The 16,641-nt window shown below is 67.3% G+C and carries 17 protein-coding genes; 5 read left to right on the forward strand and 12 right to left on the reverse strand.

Annotated features, from left to right (window positions below; genetic code table 11):
- Window positions 1-17: 17 nt before the first annotated feature.
- From AC5Y5Z_RS10145 to AC5Y5Z_RS10170, 6 genes are all read right to left on the reverse strand, one after another.
- Window positions 18-1,175, reverse strand: a complete 1,158-nt coding sequence (locus AC5Y5Z_RS10145; protein ID WP_499924975.1) for a PPE domain-containing protein — start codon at window positions 1,173-1,175, stop codon at window positions 18-20.
- Window positions 1,176-1,179: 4 nt separating this feature from the next.
- Window positions 1,180-1,488 (reverse strand): PE domain-containing protein, encoded by a 309-nt coding sequence (locus tag AC5Y5Z_RS10150; protein ID WP_499924976.1) that lies wholly within the window; start codon window positions 1,486-1,488, stop codon window positions 1,180-1,182.
- Between the two features lie 71 nt (window positions 1,489-1,559).
- Entirely contained in the window at window positions 1,560-5,651 is a 4,092-nt protein-coding gene (gene eccCa, locus AC5Y5Z_RS10155; RefSeq protein WP_499924977.1) for a type VII secretion protein EccCa, read from the reverse strand.
- A gap of 2 nt (window positions 5,652-5,653) precedes the next feature.
- A complete protein-coding gene (gene eccB / locus AC5Y5Z_RS10160; RefSeq protein ID WP_499924979.1) occupies window positions 5,654-7,156 on the reverse strand; it encodes a type VII secretion protein EccB in 1,503 nt (500 codons plus the stop codon).
- A 51-nt stretch (window positions 7,157-7,207) separates the two neighbouring features.
- Window positions 7,208-7,564, reverse strand: a complete 357-nt coding sequence (locus AC5Y5Z_RS10165) for a DUF2710 family protein (protein WP_473138929.1) — start codon at window positions 7,562-7,564, stop codon at window positions 7,208-7,210.
- Between the two features lie 33 nt (window positions 7,565-7,597).
- Entirely contained in the window at window positions 7,598-8,857 is a 1,260-nt protein-coding gene (locus AC5Y5Z_RS10170) for a DUF5631 domain-containing protein (protein ID WP_499924981.1), read from the reverse strand.
- Window positions 8,858-8,948: 91 nt separating this feature from the next.
- On the opposite strand from AC5Y5Z_RS10170, the gene AC5Y5Z_RS10175 reads away from it, so the two are divergent.
- Window positions 8,949-9,092 carry a hypothetical protein gene (locus AC5Y5Z_RS10175; protein ID WP_499924983.1) on the forward strand — a complete coding sequence of 48 codons (144 nt, stop codon included), beginning with the start codon at window positions 8,949-8,951 and terminating at the stop codon, window positions 9,090-9,092.
- Here AC5Y5Z_RS10175 and AC5Y5Z_RS10180 read toward each other — a convergent pair.
- The 6 genes from AC5Y5Z_RS10180 to AC5Y5Z_RS10205 are packed head-to-tail and all read right to left on the reverse strand — an operon-like array spanning window position 9,089 to window position 13,249.
- A complete protein-coding gene (locus AC5Y5Z_RS10180; protein WP_499924985.1) occupies window positions 9,089-9,400 on the reverse strand; it encodes a DUF2694 family protein in 312 nt (103 codons plus the stop codon). The genes AC5Y5Z_RS10175 and AC5Y5Z_RS10180 overlap by 4 nt on opposite strands.
- Window positions 9,401-9,415: 15 nt before the next feature.
- Window positions 9,416-9,727: an ESX-1 secretion-associated protein gene (locus AC5Y5Z_RS10185; protein ID WP_473138716.1), complete on the reverse strand. Its 312-nt coding sequence runs from the start codon at window positions 9,725-9,727 to the stop codon at window positions 9,416-9,418.
- Window positions 9,728-9,786: 59 nt separating this feature from the next.
- Entirely contained in the window at window positions 9,787-11,211 is a 1,425-nt protein-coding gene (locus AC5Y5Z_RS10190) for a DUF4226 domain-containing protein (RefSeq protein WP_499924987.1), read from the reverse strand.
- A 50-nt stretch (window positions 11,212-11,261) separates the two neighbouring features.
- Window positions 11,262-11,606: a DUF4226 domain-containing protein gene (locus tag AC5Y5Z_RS10195; RefSeq protein ID WP_473138714.1), complete on the reverse strand. Its 345-nt coding sequence runs from the start codon at window positions 11,604-11,606 to the stop codon at window positions 11,262-11,264.
- Between the two features lie 48 nt (window positions 11,607-11,654).
- Window positions 11,655-12,458: a C40 family peptidase gene (locus tag AC5Y5Z_RS10200; protein WP_499924989.1), complete on the reverse strand. Its 804-nt coding sequence runs from the start codon at window positions 12,456-12,458 to the stop codon at window positions 11,655-11,657.
- The gene (locus tag AC5Y5Z_RS10205) at window positions 12,455-13,249 is read right to left on the reverse strand and encodes a helix-turn-helix domain-containing protein (RefSeq protein WP_473138712.1); all 795 of its coding nucleotides are present in this window, start codon (window positions 13,247-13,249) and stop codon (window positions 12,455-12,457) included. Before AC5Y5Z_RS10205 ends, AC5Y5Z_RS10200 begins: the two co-directional genes overlap by 4 nt.
- 143 nt (window positions 13,250-13,392) lie before the next feature.
- Between AC5Y5Z_RS10205 and AC5Y5Z_RS10210 the strand changes: the two genes are divergently transcribed.
- From AC5Y5Z_RS10210 to AC5Y5Z_RS10225, 4 genes are all read left to right on the forward strand, one after another.
- A complete protein-coding gene (locus tag AC5Y5Z_RS10210) occupies window positions 13,393-13,809 on the forward strand; it encodes a WhiB family transcriptional regulator (protein ID WP_473138711.1) in 417 nt (138 codons plus the stop codon).
- A gap of 88 nt (window positions 13,810-13,897) precedes the next feature.
- Window positions 13,898-15,280, forward strand: coding sequence for an acyl-CoA dehydrogenase family protein (locus AC5Y5Z_RS10215; protein ID WP_463826317.1), 1,383 nt, complete (start codon window positions 13,898-13,900; stop codon window positions 15,278-15,280).
- A gap of 22 nt (window positions 15,281-15,302) precedes the next feature.
- On the forward strand, window positions 15,303-16,295 hold the full coding sequence (locus AC5Y5Z_RS10220) for a pirin family protein (protein ID WP_463826316.1): 993 nt from the start codon (window positions 15,303-15,305) through the stop codon (window positions 16,293-16,295).
- Window positions 16,292-16,633, forward strand: coding sequence for a GNAT family N-acetyltransferase (locus tag AC5Y5Z_RS10225; RefSeq protein WP_463826315.1), 342 nt, complete (start codon window positions 16,292-16,294; stop codon window positions 16,631-16,633). Before AC5Y5Z_RS10220 ends, AC5Y5Z_RS10225 begins: the two co-directional genes overlap by 4 nt.
- The last annotated feature ends 8 nt before the right edge of the window (window positions 16,634-16,641 follow it).

The raw sequence follows: 16,641 nt of genomic DNA on the forward strand, positions 1-16,641 counted from the left end.
GCGATGAGCGCGCCCAGCTAGGTACGGTCGCCGACCACGACGCGAGCGCGGGCCACGTCTTCCTTCTCGGCGGCATTTCCGCGCGCAAGCATGCCGGCCGGCGTCATCGGCACCGGAGCGCCACCGGTCGATGCAGTCGGACCGCGTACCTCAGCGGCGTTCAGCATCCCGGCGCGCAGGCTGCTGGGTTTGCCACCTTCTGGCTCGAAACTGCTGGTCGGACGGGTGTAGCTGGTCAGGCCGGCCCCGGGGAACCCGCCACCGGCACCGCCCACCGTAGCGACCCCACCAGCCGAGGCGCCGGCGCCGAGCACGGGTTCGGCGGTCAGCGCTGCGGGGTTCGGCGCCCCGGCCGTGGGGAACATGCCCCCGAAGCCCTGCATCAGGCTCTGCGGCATGCTGGTGAGCCCCTGCATCATCTGCATCGGCGCCTGCGCCATCTCCTTGAGCGGCCCGGTCACGCCGGACACCATCTGCATCGGTTCCTGCATGAGCGAACTGAGCTGCTCAGTGGCTTGGGCGGGGGCCGACGTCTGCCCGGCGGCCTGCGCGACCTGCGTCGAGGCCTGCACGGCATTCTGCATACCGGTCTGGGCGGCGGCCTGGGCCACCGCTTGCGCCGCGGTCGCCGGGGCGGCCGGAGAAGCTCCCATCGGGGCGACCGGCGGGGGTACGGCTAACGTCGCGATCAATGCGGTGAGCGCCGCGGAGTAGGTCCAGCCGACGCTGCAGTTGTGCGGCCAGTGCTCACCGAAATATTCCCCGTCCCGCTCAACGATCCCCGGCGTGTTCTGTCCGAAGAAATTGGTGGCGTTGAGCACGGTCCACTCGTCGCGGTTGGTCTGGGAAACCACCGACGGGATGACCGAGGACCGCGCCAGCATGAACGCCTCGACGGCGGCCTGGGTGACGCTGATCTTTTCGGCGGTCCAACCCACCAGTGTCTGCAGACCCGCGTTGAGGCCGGTCGCGGCGACCGTGGAGGCAACCGACCCCACGCCCTGCCATTGGGCGGCGGTGATGAGGCCGTTGATCTCCGAAAGCCCTGCGGAGATTTCGTTGTTGGCTGTCTCGGTGACCCACACCACGTTGTTGGCCAGCACGGACGCCGGAGAGCCCGCTTCGAAGATCGCCGCTACGACTTCAGGCGGCCCTGTCCACCGGGGGTCGGCCATGTGCTCAGAGCCCGACGGCGCCCGCGCTGAACCCTTCGGCGGCGACGGCGGTGGTAGAAGACAGACCCTGGGCGCCGGAGAACGCGGTGCGTTGGCCGACGTGTTCGGCGGCCGTCGCGAGGTAGGCGGCCCCAGCAGCGTTGAGGGCGGCCGCGAACTCGATCGAGTCGGCGTCTGCCGCCATCGGCAACACGCCGGTGAGCGCGGCGGACCCTGCGGCCGTCGTAGCCGCCATTTCCTCGCTGATCCCGGCCTCGGTAGCTGCCGAGAGGTCGACCGCTCCCGGCACCATTCCGAACAGGCCACCACCCATTTCTGCCTCCTCAAGCTCGCTTCCGGCGTCAAGTTGGGCTGAGTCTAGGGTGACGACCCGCCCCTGTCGATTCACCTCTGGGGATCGCCGACCAGCACTCCCTCCATCACGCCGTCGGTGGTGACCAGCAGGCCACGTCCGGGCGGGAGTTGCTGGGCAGCGGTTCTGCCGAACACCTTCACCGCCGCCGGGTCGTTGTCCATGAACAGCGTGGGCGCGCGGGAGCCGGTCATCTTCTGCAGGAAGGGACTGGTTACCGACACTCCCGCCCAGTTGCCGGGCAGGCGCGACGCGATGACGTGCAGACCGATTTCGCGGGCCCGTTCGATCAACCCCCACAGCGGTGCGGTGGCGGCGGCCTTGCCGATGACACCGTGCGGACGCAACTCCTGCTCGTCGTCGATCAATACGAAGTGGTGCGGCCCGTCCCAGGTCCGGCGGCTCAGCAACTCCTGCTGACTCAGCCCTGAGGGTGGCAGCCGGTCACGCAGCGACTGCGCCAGATCGCTGAGCACCGCATCGATGTCCTCGGGCGTGTAAGCGTACGCCCGCACATGGTCACCCTGGATCTTGCCGATCAGCGACGTCTTGGGGTCGATGATGGTGATCTGGGCCTGCTCCGGCGTGCACCGGGTGACGATCATCTGTCCGATCGCCGCCAAAGTCGTTGTCTTGCCGCACAGTTGGCGTCCGACCACCAGCATGTTCGGAACCACGCGGGCCGGCAGCACCGCAGGTCGCAGCGCGGTCTCGCCGATTCCGAACGGGATGTTGAACGGATCGGCTGCTGCGGCGGCACCGCTGAACGCCTCGGCGATCTCGGCCAGAGGGATCGCGTCCGGCAGCCGCGCCAGGCTCTCCACCCGTCCGGCACCGGTCAACTCCGCGATCAGCGCGCCGATGTCACGCGTGGTCACCCGTTCCCCGTTGACTCCGAGCACCTCGGGCACCCCGACCAGTAACTCGTGGCCGTCGCGGGTCAGCCCGAACCCCGGCCGGTCCAACGTGTTGCGGGCGGCTTTCTTTCGTTCGAAGCCCTCACCCATTTGGGTTTCGTCAGGATTGCTCAGCCGCAGTTGGATACGCGCGTTGGAGACGTTGACGAGTTGTTGCTTCTGACCGACCAGCCACGCCGTGGCGGTGGTCATGATGTGCACCCCGTAGGACAGGCCCTGCCGGGCTATCGCGATCGCCCGTTCGCCCATCGCGGCGTCTTTGTCGAAGAGATCGCTGAAGTTGTCGATGACGAGGAAGACGTCGCCGAACTTGTCGTCGGGATCGGTGTGGGCCGCACCCCCGTCGGCGTCGACACCGAAACGGCGCTCCCGGAATTCGGAGATGTCGATCTGATACCGCTTGAACGAGGCCTCGCGCGCAAGGATGAGTCCCTCGATGGAGGCGATGGTGCGCGACACCCCCTCGCGATCGGTGGGGCTGACCACCGAGGCGACGTGGGGCAGGGACTCGACCGGAAACAGCGATGCCCCGATGCAGAAGAACGTCACCCGTTCGGGTCGGTACATCAGTGCTGCGGCAGTCATCAGGGTCATCAGCGTTGTGGACTTGCCGCGCTGCGCCGTCGCGACCACCATGATGTTGTCCATCTCGGCATTGATCGCGTGCACCCGCTGGTCGTGTTCTTCAGGAATGTCCACGATCCCGATCGGAAAGACCAGGCCGGGGTTCCGCCCGTAGGCGTCATCCCACGACCTGCCCCGCCAACGCGCCACCAGCGTATCGACGGTCTCACTGACTTCCAGTGGCGGCAGCCAGATTTGATGCGGCGGGCGGGCGGGATGCGAGACCAGTGACTCGCGGATGACGTCGACGAGTTTCTTCTTGCGGAAGCCGTCTGGGTGGAACAGGTATTCGTCGGGTTCCTCGGGTTCGTCGGCGACAGCCAGTGCGGCACTGTCGGACTCACTGAGCGGCTGGTAGGTCGAGGTGTAGGCGCGTGGCTGCGAGAAACTCATGGCCACAGTGGGATTGACGTTCGTGGCCCGTTTGGGCACCACGAACGGCGCTGATACGTAGAAACACCGAAACTGTTCGAGATCCCGGGGCCCCACCTTGAGCAGGCCGTAACCGTTCTCCTGCGACGGGAGATGCAGCGCGGCGTCACTGCCGATCACGTCGCGGGAGTCCTCGGCGGTCTCGGCGCGCAGCGCCACCCGGAAGGCGATGTTGCTCTTGGCTTTACTCAACGAGGACAGGTCCAGCCGCTGCCCGCCCAGGGTGAAGAAGACGTTGCACCCGCGGCCTTCCTGCCCGATGTGGATGACCAGGTCGATCCACTCCGGGTGGTGGATGAACAGTTCGAGGTACTCGTCGATGATCACCAACAGGATCGGAACGGGTTCCAGGTCACGGCCGGCAAGCCGCATCTCCTCGTACTCGTTGGCGTCGCGCGCTCCGGCATCCTTGAAAAGCCGGTAGCGGCGGGCTATCTCACCGTTGATGGCCTTACGCATCCGCTCGGCCAGATGCCGATCGTCCTTGCCCAGGTTGGACAGGGACCCCGCGACGTGCGGAAACCCCTGCAGGTCTTGAGCTGCCGACTCGAACTTCATATCGACGAAGATGACGACGAAAGCCTCTGGCGAGTGGGTCAGCGCGATACCACTGCACAACGACAGGAAGTACTCCGACTTCCCCGAACCGGAGGTGCCGATCACCACGGAGTGAAAGCCGTAGCCCCCGAAGTCCTTGGCCCGCAATATCACATACTGCAACTCACCGCCCTGTTTGACGCCAACCGGCACCATGGCCCACTTCGGATCGCCACGGCCCCGACTCTCACCCCACAGTCTGTCCACATCGAGCTCGCGCGGGTCGCCGATACCCAACGCCCGCAACAACTCTCCGCCCTGACTGTCGGTCTCGGACAGCTCCCCGGGACTCATCGGCGACCAGCGGGCCAGTGCCCGCGCATACCGGTTGGCGGTGCTGTCGGCGAGCATGTCGGCTACGGCGTAGAACGTTTCACGGTGCATCAGCCTGCCCTGGTGCAACGAGAAGCGCTGTTCTGCTTCGGCAAAGCCCACACCGACCCCGACCCGGGTCGCCAGCCGCAGTACGGTGATGCCTGCCATGCCTTTCTGTCCGGTGACCCCTTCCCACTGCTCCGGGGTTCCGACGTTGTCGTCCACGATCACCCAGTGCGGACCCAGCGCCTGACCGGTTGCCGACTCGATCGGCGACGGCATGGACGTCGGGTTACTGCCGACCGGCGGTGTCCACGGCCCCCGACCTTTGCGATGCAACTCGGCATCGAGCGCTTCTTCCAATTCCGTTGGAGATGTGAACACCAGCCGGCGCAGGCCGCATGCGTCGAACATCTCGTCGTGCTGATTGTGCGGCAGCCAGACCAACCAGTGCCAGGCTTCGGGCTGCCGGGTCACTACCATCAATTTGACGTCGTGGGGGCTGTGGTAGACCGCCAGCGAACACAACATCGCGCGCAGCAGGCTGTGCAGTTCACCGGGATCGTCGGCGATGAAGCTGAACCCCGGCTTGGACCGCAGGTTCAGTACCTTGCCGATGCCGCGGATCTTGCTCTGTTCCAGGATGAAATCCCGGAGCGCACCGCCGGTTACCGGTTCCAGCTCCTCGCCGATCGGAACATCGGGCCACTGCAGCGAGACCGCGGATTCGCTGGCCTGCTGCACTCCGACGCCGAGCCGGACATCGAGGAAATCCGGATCAGTCGGTCGTCGCTCCCACATGCGCGGACCCCCGATGACGGTGTCGAACCGCTGCGGGTCCGCGTGCACGAAGAGCTGACCGCGCCGCTGCTCACCGGCTGCGCGCTGCACCTCCTCGCGGTCTTCATCGAGCTGGCGCAGATAGCTGCGCCGTTGCTTTTCCTGTTCCCCCCAACTGATTCGACGTCCGCGGCCGAAGCGTCCGCCGAACATCAGCGCGCCGAATCCGACCAGCCCGACCATCGGAAAGAATCCCGACTGCAAGGACCGCACCCCGGATGCGTACATCACCACCAGGGTGCCGACGATGCCGACCAACACCGCGGGCAGGGCGATCATCAACAGAATGTTGCGTGGCTCGCGCTCGGGTAAGGCCAGCGGCGCCGCGACCGCGACCCGCACCGGCGGGATGTTGGGTGGTGGCGTGCGCTTCCCGCGGACGAATCCTCGTTTGGACATGGCTAACCTCCCGTCTCGGACGAGTCGGGAATGGGTGCGACCACCCCACCCGCCGGCAAGGCGTCCCGGGCGACAAGGGCCGCTTCACGACTGATGGCCGGTCCGGGCGCAAAGGTGCGCACCATCGGCCAGGGCGCTTGCACCGCAAGTTTCGGGTCCAGCCCCAGTGCCTGCAACGTCCGCTGGTCCGACTGGATGCCGTACCGAACCCCTTGCGGCGAAAGCCAATACAGGCTTTCCCGGCTGTCCGACGTCGCGGCCCCACTGGTGGTGGCCACGAAGTTCGCGGCGCCGGGCAATATCAATGTCTGATGCGCCTCAGCGGAATCGGGGTTGCGGTCGTCGCGCACGAGGTGCACCAGGCGGGAGTCCATGCTGATCGGGACCGGCAGACCACGACCGTTGACGGCGGTGATGCGTGCCTGCGGGTCGTTCTGCTGCTTCTCCCAGCCCACGCAGGTGACCGGATTCGCCGTGGTGTCAACGAAATTGAACTTGCCCGACGGGTAGTAGTCGACGTTGAGGATATCGACGACCGGGATGTGTATCAGTTTGTCCGGGGCGATCAGCGTCGGTGCGGTCGAACCCTGAGAATCCGCGGTGCGCAACAGGTCTGCGACGAATGCGGTGATCTTCTGTACGCCGCCGGGCAGCAAGACATAGAAACCCGTAACGGCACCGGCAGCGTCGCGGGACTCCAGCACGCTGCCGACCTTGGCGCCGGCCACCCATCGCGACGGGGAGCCGGCCTCCGGAATCGACGGCACCACAAGCGGTTCCGTCGACGGCAACGCATCGAACAGGGCGTTGGAGATCTCAATGGGATAGGTCACGCCGGGATCCAGACCGAGGTTGAAGGTCACCGACCGGTCGGTCGCGTCGATTCGCGAGCGCCGGCCACCCCAGATCACGTAGGTCGTGCTCTTGTGGGTTACCAGGATGGCGTGGGTCGGGCTCATCGCGGCGGCCCGTCCCGCAGCGGATAGCGGGCCCGCGACGGCGGTCACCACCGGCGGGGTTGCGCTGCCCCGCCCTGCGCCACCTGTCTGAGCGGTGTCACAGACGGCCCATGCCGAGCCGGCGCCGCCGGTGGCCGGGAGGCTGTCCGGCACACCCGGGATACCGATCATCGGTCCGGTCGGGTATTTCGCAATCTCGGCGGCTGTCACCCAGGTGGGCGCCGCGGCATTGCCGACGGCCAGTCGCGCCGACGTGAGATTGAGCGCGGGGTAGAGACGCCCGTTGATCTTGGCGAAGATCGCGCCGGTGTCCCGGTTGCCGACCACAGCCGACTGGGCGATAAGACCGGCCGGCTTCATGACGTGCAGCAACGCCATCCAGCCCACACCGATCAGGACAAGCACGATCGACAACGCCACCGCCGCTTGTTGTTTGCGGTCGTCATGCTTCATGCGCACGGAGAATCTGGTGATCGCCGCGCGCAGTCGCCGGTTATAGAACAGATGCCCCGAGTTCTGGTCCCGGTTGGACAGATTGAGTGGCACTGATCGTTCTCCTTCCGGCGGTCGGCGCATGTCTGCGTGCCGACGCCGACATCACTGCAGGCTGTCGCCGTACCGTGCCCGGTTCTCGGCTTCAGCCTCTTCTCGCAGCGCTGCGATGGCGAGGTTCATCCTGTCGGCCAATTCGGTGTGCGTGTAGCCGACCATCACGTCCGGGTGCAGCGTCAGCTGCAGCAGCCGCCCGTCCGAGTTGGCCACCGCCGACACGTCGCCCAAGTCCACGCTGTACGTGACGGTCTCGGCCTGTGCGACGAGTGCTTCCCACCGGTCGGCTGCTTCGCTCAGTTCACGAAGTACCGCTTCGACGAGTGCCTCGTCTTCGGCGGCACTGCGATCACCGCTGACGCTGAGGTCGCTGAGTTCGCCGCGACGACCCGACCCCGACACCAGGACAGTATGTCGAGGGCCCCGACCAGCGTCAATTCACGATTGAGCCGGTCTGCCGGGCGCTCGATCCGCCAGTTTCTGGAACCAGGCGAAGTGATAGTTCGCCGACGTCACGTCGCCGGTGGCGCTGCTTTCGGTGGCGGCGAGCAGCATGCAATTGAGCAGTTGTTCAGGATCGACGTCGGGATACTGGGCGAGCAGCTGGTAGCGGGTCGTGTCGAGGTGCACTCGCAGCAAATCCAGTTCTTGGTCGACGACGTCGGCCCCGGCAGCAGCGGCCTTGGCCAGCGTATTGACCAGGCGCGGCAAGCCCTGGCGCCAGTGCGTGGCGACACCCAGTTCCCAACCCAGGTCGGTGACGGGAGGCAGTTCCTTCGGCTGCACGGACGCTGCCACACCGGAGAGCCCGACGGACAGCTTCGACGAGTCGCCCGGCGCATAGGTCGCCGCCTGGATCGTGTTACCCAGCAACTCCGCGGCCCGTCCGGTCCGGGTGCCGGGTTCCAGCAGGCGCACGCCTTCGGGCACCGCGATGCCCGGCGGGATCCAGCCGTGCGCCAGGTCGGTGACCAGCACCGTCGTACCGTCCTCGTGTTCGCCGACAGCCCAGCTCAGTCGCGGTTCCTGGCGGGCGACGAATGCCAGCAATAGCGGCAACCGCTCCGCGGTGGTCGGCTCGGCGTCTTCGGGGGCGGCGTCCGCAGGGGGTGCGGCTTCCGGATCCGGAGGGGGCTCGGCGGGCGGCCCGTCGTCGACGACGGCCAGCAACACCTGGGTCGCGTCACCGTCCTGTGCCGGAACCTCGTCTTGCCCGGCCGGCAACACCTGGGTGTCGCCGATGTCGAACGGCTCGTCCCGTATCACTGGCAGCACCTGCGTCTTGGCCAGGTCCGGCCGGGGCGCCGGCCGGACCTCGGGTGGCGGCTGGACCGGGGCTTGCTGCACCGTGCTCTGACGAAGTTGCCGCAACGTCGATTCGACTCGCCGCACTGCCAGGGCGCGGGCCTCCTCGATCACGCGGGCCTCGGCGGCCCGCCGCGCGGTGTAGACCATGCCGGCTTGACCGATGCCCCTGAGTTCTTCGTTCGCGGTCGCCGCTATCCGCTGCAGGTCGGACTTGAGATACTTTGCCAGCGTTGCGGTTTCGTTCCCGCTCTGCGACAGCTCGACGGGCCACAGGCCGCCGATCACCCACGGCGTGCAGTCGAGCGGCGCACTGAAGGTAGGGACCGTGAGGGATTCTTCGGTCGCTCGGCGCAGACGCTGGCGCGCCGTCACCCTGCCGAAGATTCCCACCGGCTAAGCGTAGCGGTAGCCCGGTGTTGATCGCCTCGGCTTGCGCGAGCGGTGAATTGTGCGGTTGTCGTGGTGTGGGTAGCGTGCAACCATGGCCGATTCCGGGTTGCAGCAGCAACTCGACGAGGTACGTGCGCTGCTGGCACGCGCCCGAGAGTTGTTCGGCGCCAACCCCATCGAGCCACCCGCAGATATCGCTCCGGATCCCGACAGTGCCAGGACCTGGCTGCTCTAATCTGCCGTGGCGCGTGCGCGCAGTTGGTGGGCGAGCAGTTTTTCGATTGCCGAGTCGAGATCGGCGGCGGTGGGCACCGCGGCGGAGGGTGTCTGCCCGGCGGCGATGATCTCGTCGCGCACTTCCAACAGTGCCTTGAGGCAGGAAACGTCGGCGGTCAGCAGAATCCCCTCAGCCAGAGTTTGCGCATCTGTCTCCATTGCCGCCTCGCTCAGCGCGACGCTGTGCAGGTAGCCACCGCGGCACGAGCGCACCAGAATGTGCCCGCTGGGATGCACGGTGTCGAAGGCCGGATTGGCGTCTGTCATGGACTCTGCTGAAACCTAGCCGTCGACGATGTCGCGGAGTTTGGCCGCGGACTCTTGCTCGCGCTGCTCCCACGTCGCGGCCGAGGTCACCAGATTCTGCGCGAGATCGGCGTGGTCGTCGGCCTGCTGTTCGTAGCACCGCCGCCGGGCTTCGAGCAGCACGCGCCCGGCCTCGCGCAGATCGCCGAAGACGGGTCCCAGCGAATCCAGGCTTTCCTGGATCGCGGCGTGGGTGGTCGGGATGCTCCGCAGCTGGCCGGCGGTCTGCTCGTGCCGGGCCGCGGCTTCACGCAGGTGCGCCGGCACCACATGAATACGATCGGCCATCTGCTGCCTCCTCCTTCAGTGCCGGCACCGTGCCGGCGATTATCGTCTCGGTTCGCTGATCAGCCGGCGACGGCCGCCGGTCGGGTGGGCGTGGGTGTCTGCGTTGCGGACGGCACCGTCGCCTGCACCGGCGTCGGCGGGTGCTCCCAGCCTAGAAAGCTGGGTCCGCTTACGGCGGAGATGTGCTGGATTTGTCCGTCGAGCAGAGCCTTGCTGTTCCCCAGGGCCAGCGCGTGACGATCGGTGAGCATGCCGATATCACCCGGCACGATTTGGGCCGGATCCAGGGGATTGGTGACCGCCGTCCCGGGGGGCGGGATGGTCATGCCCTGCTGTTGGAACGCGTCTGCAATGGGGGCACCCGCTGCGGCGGCCTTGATGGCGGCGGCAAGTTGTGGACTGGCCGCAGTCACCGTCTCGCCGTTGGGCAGACTCACCGTCGTCGGACCCGACGGCTGCGGTTGCGGCTCGCCCGGCTCCGGCTCGTGCTGCGGGTCGTCGTGGTCGTCCTTCTCGCGCTCGGTCTCGTCGTCATCGGGTCGGTGCTCACGCGGGTCGAAGTCCTCGTCGAACAGCCCGTCTGATGCACCGCGCGGGTCACGTCCGGTTCCGCCGCCCGACAGGTTGGGCACTGAGAAACCGCTCGGGGCGCCCCAACTGGGCGCGCCCGCCCCGCTGCTCGGACTCACCCCGGTCGGGGCGGCGCCCCCGGCGCCGGTGACCGGGAGCGGTGCAGCGGCCGCGGGCTGCTGGACCGGGGCGTCGAACAGCCCCGGATCGTCCAGCAACATCGAGTCGAGCAGCGGATCCGGACTGCCCTTCGCTGCCGGCCCACTCGACGACGACGCGGCGGGCGGACCACCGTGCCCGGTCGCGGGTTCGGCCGCCGCCGGCCGGTGCTCCGCCGGGGCGTCCGGGCCGGCCTTCGATGCGTTATACAACGACGTCCACGCCGCCATCAACGCCGACTTCGAGGTGTCGTCGAGGCCGGCTGTCGCCACCACCGCGCGGATATCGCGGAGTTTGCTGATCAGGAACCGCTGGAAGTCCCGCGCGCCGGCCGGAGTGTCCAGGTCGGACCGCGTCGCGAGGGCGGTCTCGATCTCGTGCTGGAGAGCGTCCAGCGCAGTCCTGCCTTCGGCGTTGGTCAGATGCGCGTTGAGGATGGCGGTGACGACTTGCAGATCCAACTGCGAGCTCGCCGAAGTCTGATGTGCCAGAGCAGTTTCGGCCGCGCTGATGGCGCTGGCGGCCTCGCCTTCGGAACGTTGCGGCGGCGCCTGCGGGGCTGGCGCCGGATTGAACAAGTCCGGATGTTGGTGGCGGATCTTGGCCAGGATCACGTCCAGACGCTGTGGCGGCGTCGCGGGCGACAATACGTCGCCCATTTCACCCGGCGTCAACCCCGACTGCCACGCGGCCGGATCGCCGGTGCGTTGCTGAACAAGTCGCATCACGTCGAAGACGTCCTGCTGGGTCGCCACGCCGCTGGACAGTACCCACGCGCACAGCCGCGGACAATTCACTCAGCGGCTCAGATGGAATAGGTGTCCCGCAGGCGGTGCAGCACCGCGCTTTTGCTGCGGCTGACCTCGCGGGCCTCGGTCACAACCTCGGCGATCTCGCGTTGCTTGGCCGCCAGAAATCTCTCGAATTCGCGCGCCCCCATCGGGGTATCGACGGGCTGCCCGGGCAGTGCCTGTTCGATCTCGGCGGAGATCGCGTCGAGTCGCCGGACGCTGTCGCGCATGACCTGATGCGCACTGGCGAGCGCCGCTGCCAGCACGCGGTCGGCCTCGGCGATTGCCCCGTGTCTGCGCGCGAGCGCGGCCTGCCGTTGCTGAATGGCCGCTACCGACGCCCCGCCTTGTTCCGACATGGCCTCAACCTTCTCATCCGGCCCAGCCGACTGGGCGATTGCTGGTACTCACCATGGCCGCCGGATCGCTACGCTGCCGCCCAGCCGGCTGATCCGGACCGAGGCGCCGGAATAGGGCGCCTCGACCACCAGGTTGTTGCCGATCGCCAGCTGTACGTGGCCGGTGTGCGGAAAGACCAGGTCGCCGGGCCGGACTTGCGACCGCGGCACCGGCACTCCGTCGTTGATCTGCTGATAGGTCGTGCGATCGAGGTGTACGCCGGCCTGCGCGTAAGCCCATTGGACCAAGCCGGAACAGTCGAACTGGTCGGGCCCGGTGGCCCCCCAGACGTAAGGTCGGCCCAGCCGGGACAGCGCGGCGCGTACCGCGAGTCCGGCGCGCCCGGCCGGTACGGGCAACCGCCCGCCGCGGCGGTGTGCTGCCCGGTAGCGCAACGCGCGTAGCGCGGCGGCGTGTCGTCGCGAGCGGCCCCTCGCGACGGCGACGTGCTCGCGTTGAGCGCGCAACCGCGCCACGCGGCGACGCAGCGCCTCGCGCTGGGCCAGCGGCGACAGTCCCGGCACCGGGGCATCGGCGCGAGCTTCATCGAGCACGCCACGAGTGAGCTGACGGGCGGCGGACCGATCCCGGTGCGCACCGGCGACGATCGCCGCCAGCGCCGAATCCGTGTGGCCGGCCGCGCTCAGGGCGGCGTGGGCGCGGGTCGCCCGTTGCTGGTAATGATGCTGTCCGCCAACAGGATTCGGTGGCACCGCACCGGCATCGAGGCCGGTTTCGATCGGCGGGTGCGGGCCGCTGCCGGTGAACAGACCGTGGGCTCGGCTCAACGTCTCGAGCTCGGTCGGACTCATCGGTTCTGCTCGCTGTCCGGACCGGACCCGGCCACGCCGACTCCGGCTTCGGCCTCCGTGGTTTCGGTGAATGCGCGCACCCGGGGGAGCGCGCCCGCTGGAATCGCACCCCGGTTGCGGATGTCCCAGACGTCGTCGACCGCGACACCGATCAGTGCGGCGATCACGGGTTCGGGCAGCGTCGAGCGCGCACATGCGCGGTCGAAGCGCGCACTCAAACTGCTGGGCAGCCGCTTCAGCAGGTCGCCGCGCGTTGCTTCGAGTGCCTGCAGGTGCTCCATCAGGCGGTCCGTCGAATCGGCACTGGCGTTGACCGCGACCCGCCAGGAGCTGGCGGCCAGCATCTCCGCTTTCACGCATTGTGCGATCACAGAGAGAATATACGTCTCATATTCGTTTGATGTCACCGGCGGTAGTCGATCGATGACGGACTTGATGGTCTCCAGTTGTGCTTCGGCGTATCCCTCCAGCACATCGGTATCGCTGTGCCGGTCGACGACCGGTGCCCCGGCGCGTCGCGGCGGCACCGGTTCGGACGGCTGCGCGGCGATCAACCGGGCGAGTTCGGCGTCCGGGTCGGCGGCGACGATGAGCCGCGAATACGTGCCCGGTGGCAGGCCCAGGCCGTTTTCCACCTTTTGCACAGTGCTTTTGTGCGGTTTGCGGGCGCCGCGCTCGAGATAGCTGAGTCCCATGATGCTGACGCCGGTCGCCGCGGCCAGGTCCGCAAGGGACCAGTCCCGCGACTCACGCAACGCGCGCATGGCCGCACCGGCCGATTCACGGCTCACGGCCGCGCTCCCCGCATAGCCGGATATTACACAGGCCGTTCACCTCACCTCCGTTTATACGTTTTCTTCTCGTTTCGCTTGTCCATCCTGGGTATGTGTGTATACGATTCTGCCTACGTTTTCCGTCGAATGGAGGTCGGCTCGTGTCAAACCCTTGTGCAACCAACCCGGAACTCTGGTTCGGCTACCCCGACGACGACGGTGGCGACGGCGCGGCCAAGGCACGCGCCTACGAGCGGTCGGCCACCGAGGCACGCATCCAGTGCCTGCGCCGGTGCCCACTGGCGCAACAGCGCCAGTGCGCCGCGCGGGCGATCGCGCACCGCGAAGAATATGGAGTGTGGGCCGGCGTGAAGTTGCCCGGCGGTCAGTACCGCAAACGCGAACAGCTCGCCGCGGCCCACGAGGTGTTGCGCCGCATCGCCGCCGGCGACATCAATGCCCGGCAGTTGCCCGAGAACGCGGCGTTGCTGGAGCGTCGGGAAAGTGACGATCTCGCCGTCGGCGCCGTGGTGTTGCATCTTCCCGCCGCCCGCGTAGGCCCGCGCTCGGCGGCTTGACCGAGGGATTGTCGGGCCACACCCGGGGTATACGGGAATTCGACAGTGGCCCCGCTCGGGCCGAGGCAGCTGAGCAAAGGCGCAACCTATGACCTTCGACCTGACCCCGACGGCAGCGCAGCACGATCTGGCGCGGCGCACCCACGAGTTCGCCGAAGAGGTGATCCGGCCCGTCGCCCTCGAATACGACCAACGCCAAGAGTTCCCCTGGCCGGTTCTGGAAGAGGCTGCGCAGCGGGGCTTCTACAGCCCGCTGTTCTACCGCGACCTGATCGGGGACCCCACCGGCATCTCGCTGCCGATGTTCATGGAGGAACTGTTCTGGGGATGCGCCGGAATCGGTCTGGCCATCGTCATGCCGGCATTGGCCCTGTCGGCGATCGGCCAGGCCGCCTCGCCGGAACAGATGCTGGAGTGGGCGCCGGAATGTTTCGGGACCCCGGGCGACATCAAGCTCGCCGCCCTGGCGATCTCCGAACCCGAGGGTGGCAGCGACGTCCGCAATCTGCGGACCCGCGCCCGCCGCGACGGAGACGACTGGGTCATCGACGGTCACAAGATGTGGATCGGCAACGGCGGTATCGCCAACGTCCACGTCGTCAACGCGGTCGTCGACGAGGAATTGGGCCATCGGGGTCAGGCGTTGTTCGTAGTGCCGGGCGGCACACCCGGTTTGGAGCTGGTGCGCAAACTCGACAAATTGGGCTGCCGCGCTTCCCACACCGCCGAACTGAAGTTCGACGGGGTGCGGATTCCGGGTGCGAATCTGCTCGGCGGCGAGGACAAGCTGGAACACAAGCTCGCCAAGGCACGCGAAGTGGTGGCCGGCGCCAAGAAGTCCGGCTCGGCGACCATGGGCACCTTCGAGCAGACCCGGCCGATGGTGGCAGCCCAGGCCATCGGGATTGCCCGCGCTGCGCTGGAGTACGCGACCGCCTACGCGACCGAACGCGAGGCCTTCGGCGGGCCCATCATCGACCATCAGGGAATCGCATTTCCGTTGGCGGACTTGGCCACTCAGATCGATGCGGCACGGCTGCTGACCTGGCGGGCGTCCTGGATGGCGGCCAACAACGTGTCGTTCGAACGGGGCGAGGGCTCGATGTCCAAGCTTGCGGCGAGCGAGGTCGCTGTCAAAGCCACCGAGCGAGCCATTCAGACGATGGGCGGCTGGGGTTACATCACCGATCATCCGGTCGAGAAGTGGTATCGGGATGCGAAGCTGTACACCATCTTTGAAGGGACCAGTGAAATCCAGCGCATGGTGATCTCCAACGCGCTGGGCGCCGCCGTCGACACCCCGCCGCTGCACATCACGGTCGAGCCGACGGGTGGGCCGTTCAACAAAATGTTCGGACGCGGTACCCCGCTGCGTTCCCGCGCCGCCGACACCGCACTGTCCCTGCGGGACCGCGTTCCCGAGCCGATCATGCGGATCGCCATGAAGGCAATCCAGCCGCCGGGCAGGTGAGCCCGCGAGTGCAGACGCGAAAGTGAGCAATCTCGAGGCCGCTCCGGCCGAAGTCGCCTGCAGCGCTTCGCCGGTCGAGGTTGACGCCGACATCGTCGAAGTGCTGAACCCACGTGCGGTGCCGCTGGGCGGACCGCGCGCGATCCGCGTGCAGCGCACCCTCCCGCAACGGCAACGGTCGCTGATCGGGGCGTGGTGCTTTGTCGACCATTACGGGCCGACGGACCATCACATGGACGTGCCGCCCCACCCGCACACCGGACTACAAACGGCGAGTTGGCTTTTCAGTGGGGAAGTGGAACACCGTGACAGCGCCGGCGTGCATGCCACGGTGCGGCCGGGTGAACTGAATTTGATGACGGCGGGCGCCGGCATCTGTCATTCGGAGGTGTCCATTCCTGGCCAGTCACTGCACGGTGTGCAGTTGTGGATAGCCCTGCCGGATTCGGCCCGCGACACCGACCGCGGCTTTGCCCACCACCGGCCTGAACCAGTCGCGCTGCCCGGCGCGATCGCCCGGGTTTTTCTCGGCCAGCTAGCCGGAAGCCGTTCGCCGGTAAGCACATTCACTCCGTTGATCGGTGCGCAGCTCGATCTCGACCCGTCCGCGTCGCTCGAGCTCGACGTCGATCCGGCCTTCGAACACGGGGTGCTGTGCGACCAGGGCGACATCCAGCTCGGCCGAACCACTCTCGCGGCGGCCGACCTCGGGTACCAGGGTCCGGGAAACTCCATCCTGCGGCTGCGCAATATGGTGGATCGGCCGGCCCGGGTGCTGCTGCTGGGTGGCACTCCGTTCTGTGAACAGTTGGTGATGTGGTGGAACTTCGTCGCGCGCAGTCACGACGAGATCGTCACCTATCGGCGGCTGTGGCAGGAGGACCAAGACGGCCCGGAGAACCGCTTCGGTGCCGTCGAGGGATATCAGGGATCGGTCATACGCCTACCGGCGCCGCCGATGCCCACCACTCGGCTGCTGCCCAGGCCGCTGCCCCAACCGAAGGAGCGCTCGTGACCACCGACAAGACCGGCGCAGAGACCACCGTCACGACCGGCGACAACAGGTATGACATTTCCGTGGCCGGCCAATCCGTCGGCTTCGCCGATTTCGCCGATCGCGGTGATCAGCGCGTCTTCCACCACACTGAAATCGATCCCGAATTCGGCGGTCGGGGACTGGCGACCATCCTGTTGGAAGAGGCGCTGCAGGCCACCAAGGCTGACGGCAAGCGCATCGTCCCGGTCTGTTCCATGGTGGTCACCGTGCTCAAGAAGCATCCCGAATACGACGACATCACCGATCCCGTCACGGCCGAGGTGGTGGGCTGGGTGAACTCCCAACCGGGTCACTGAGTCGCGGG

This window comes from Mycobacterium sp. NGS29, from assembly GCF_059812965.1.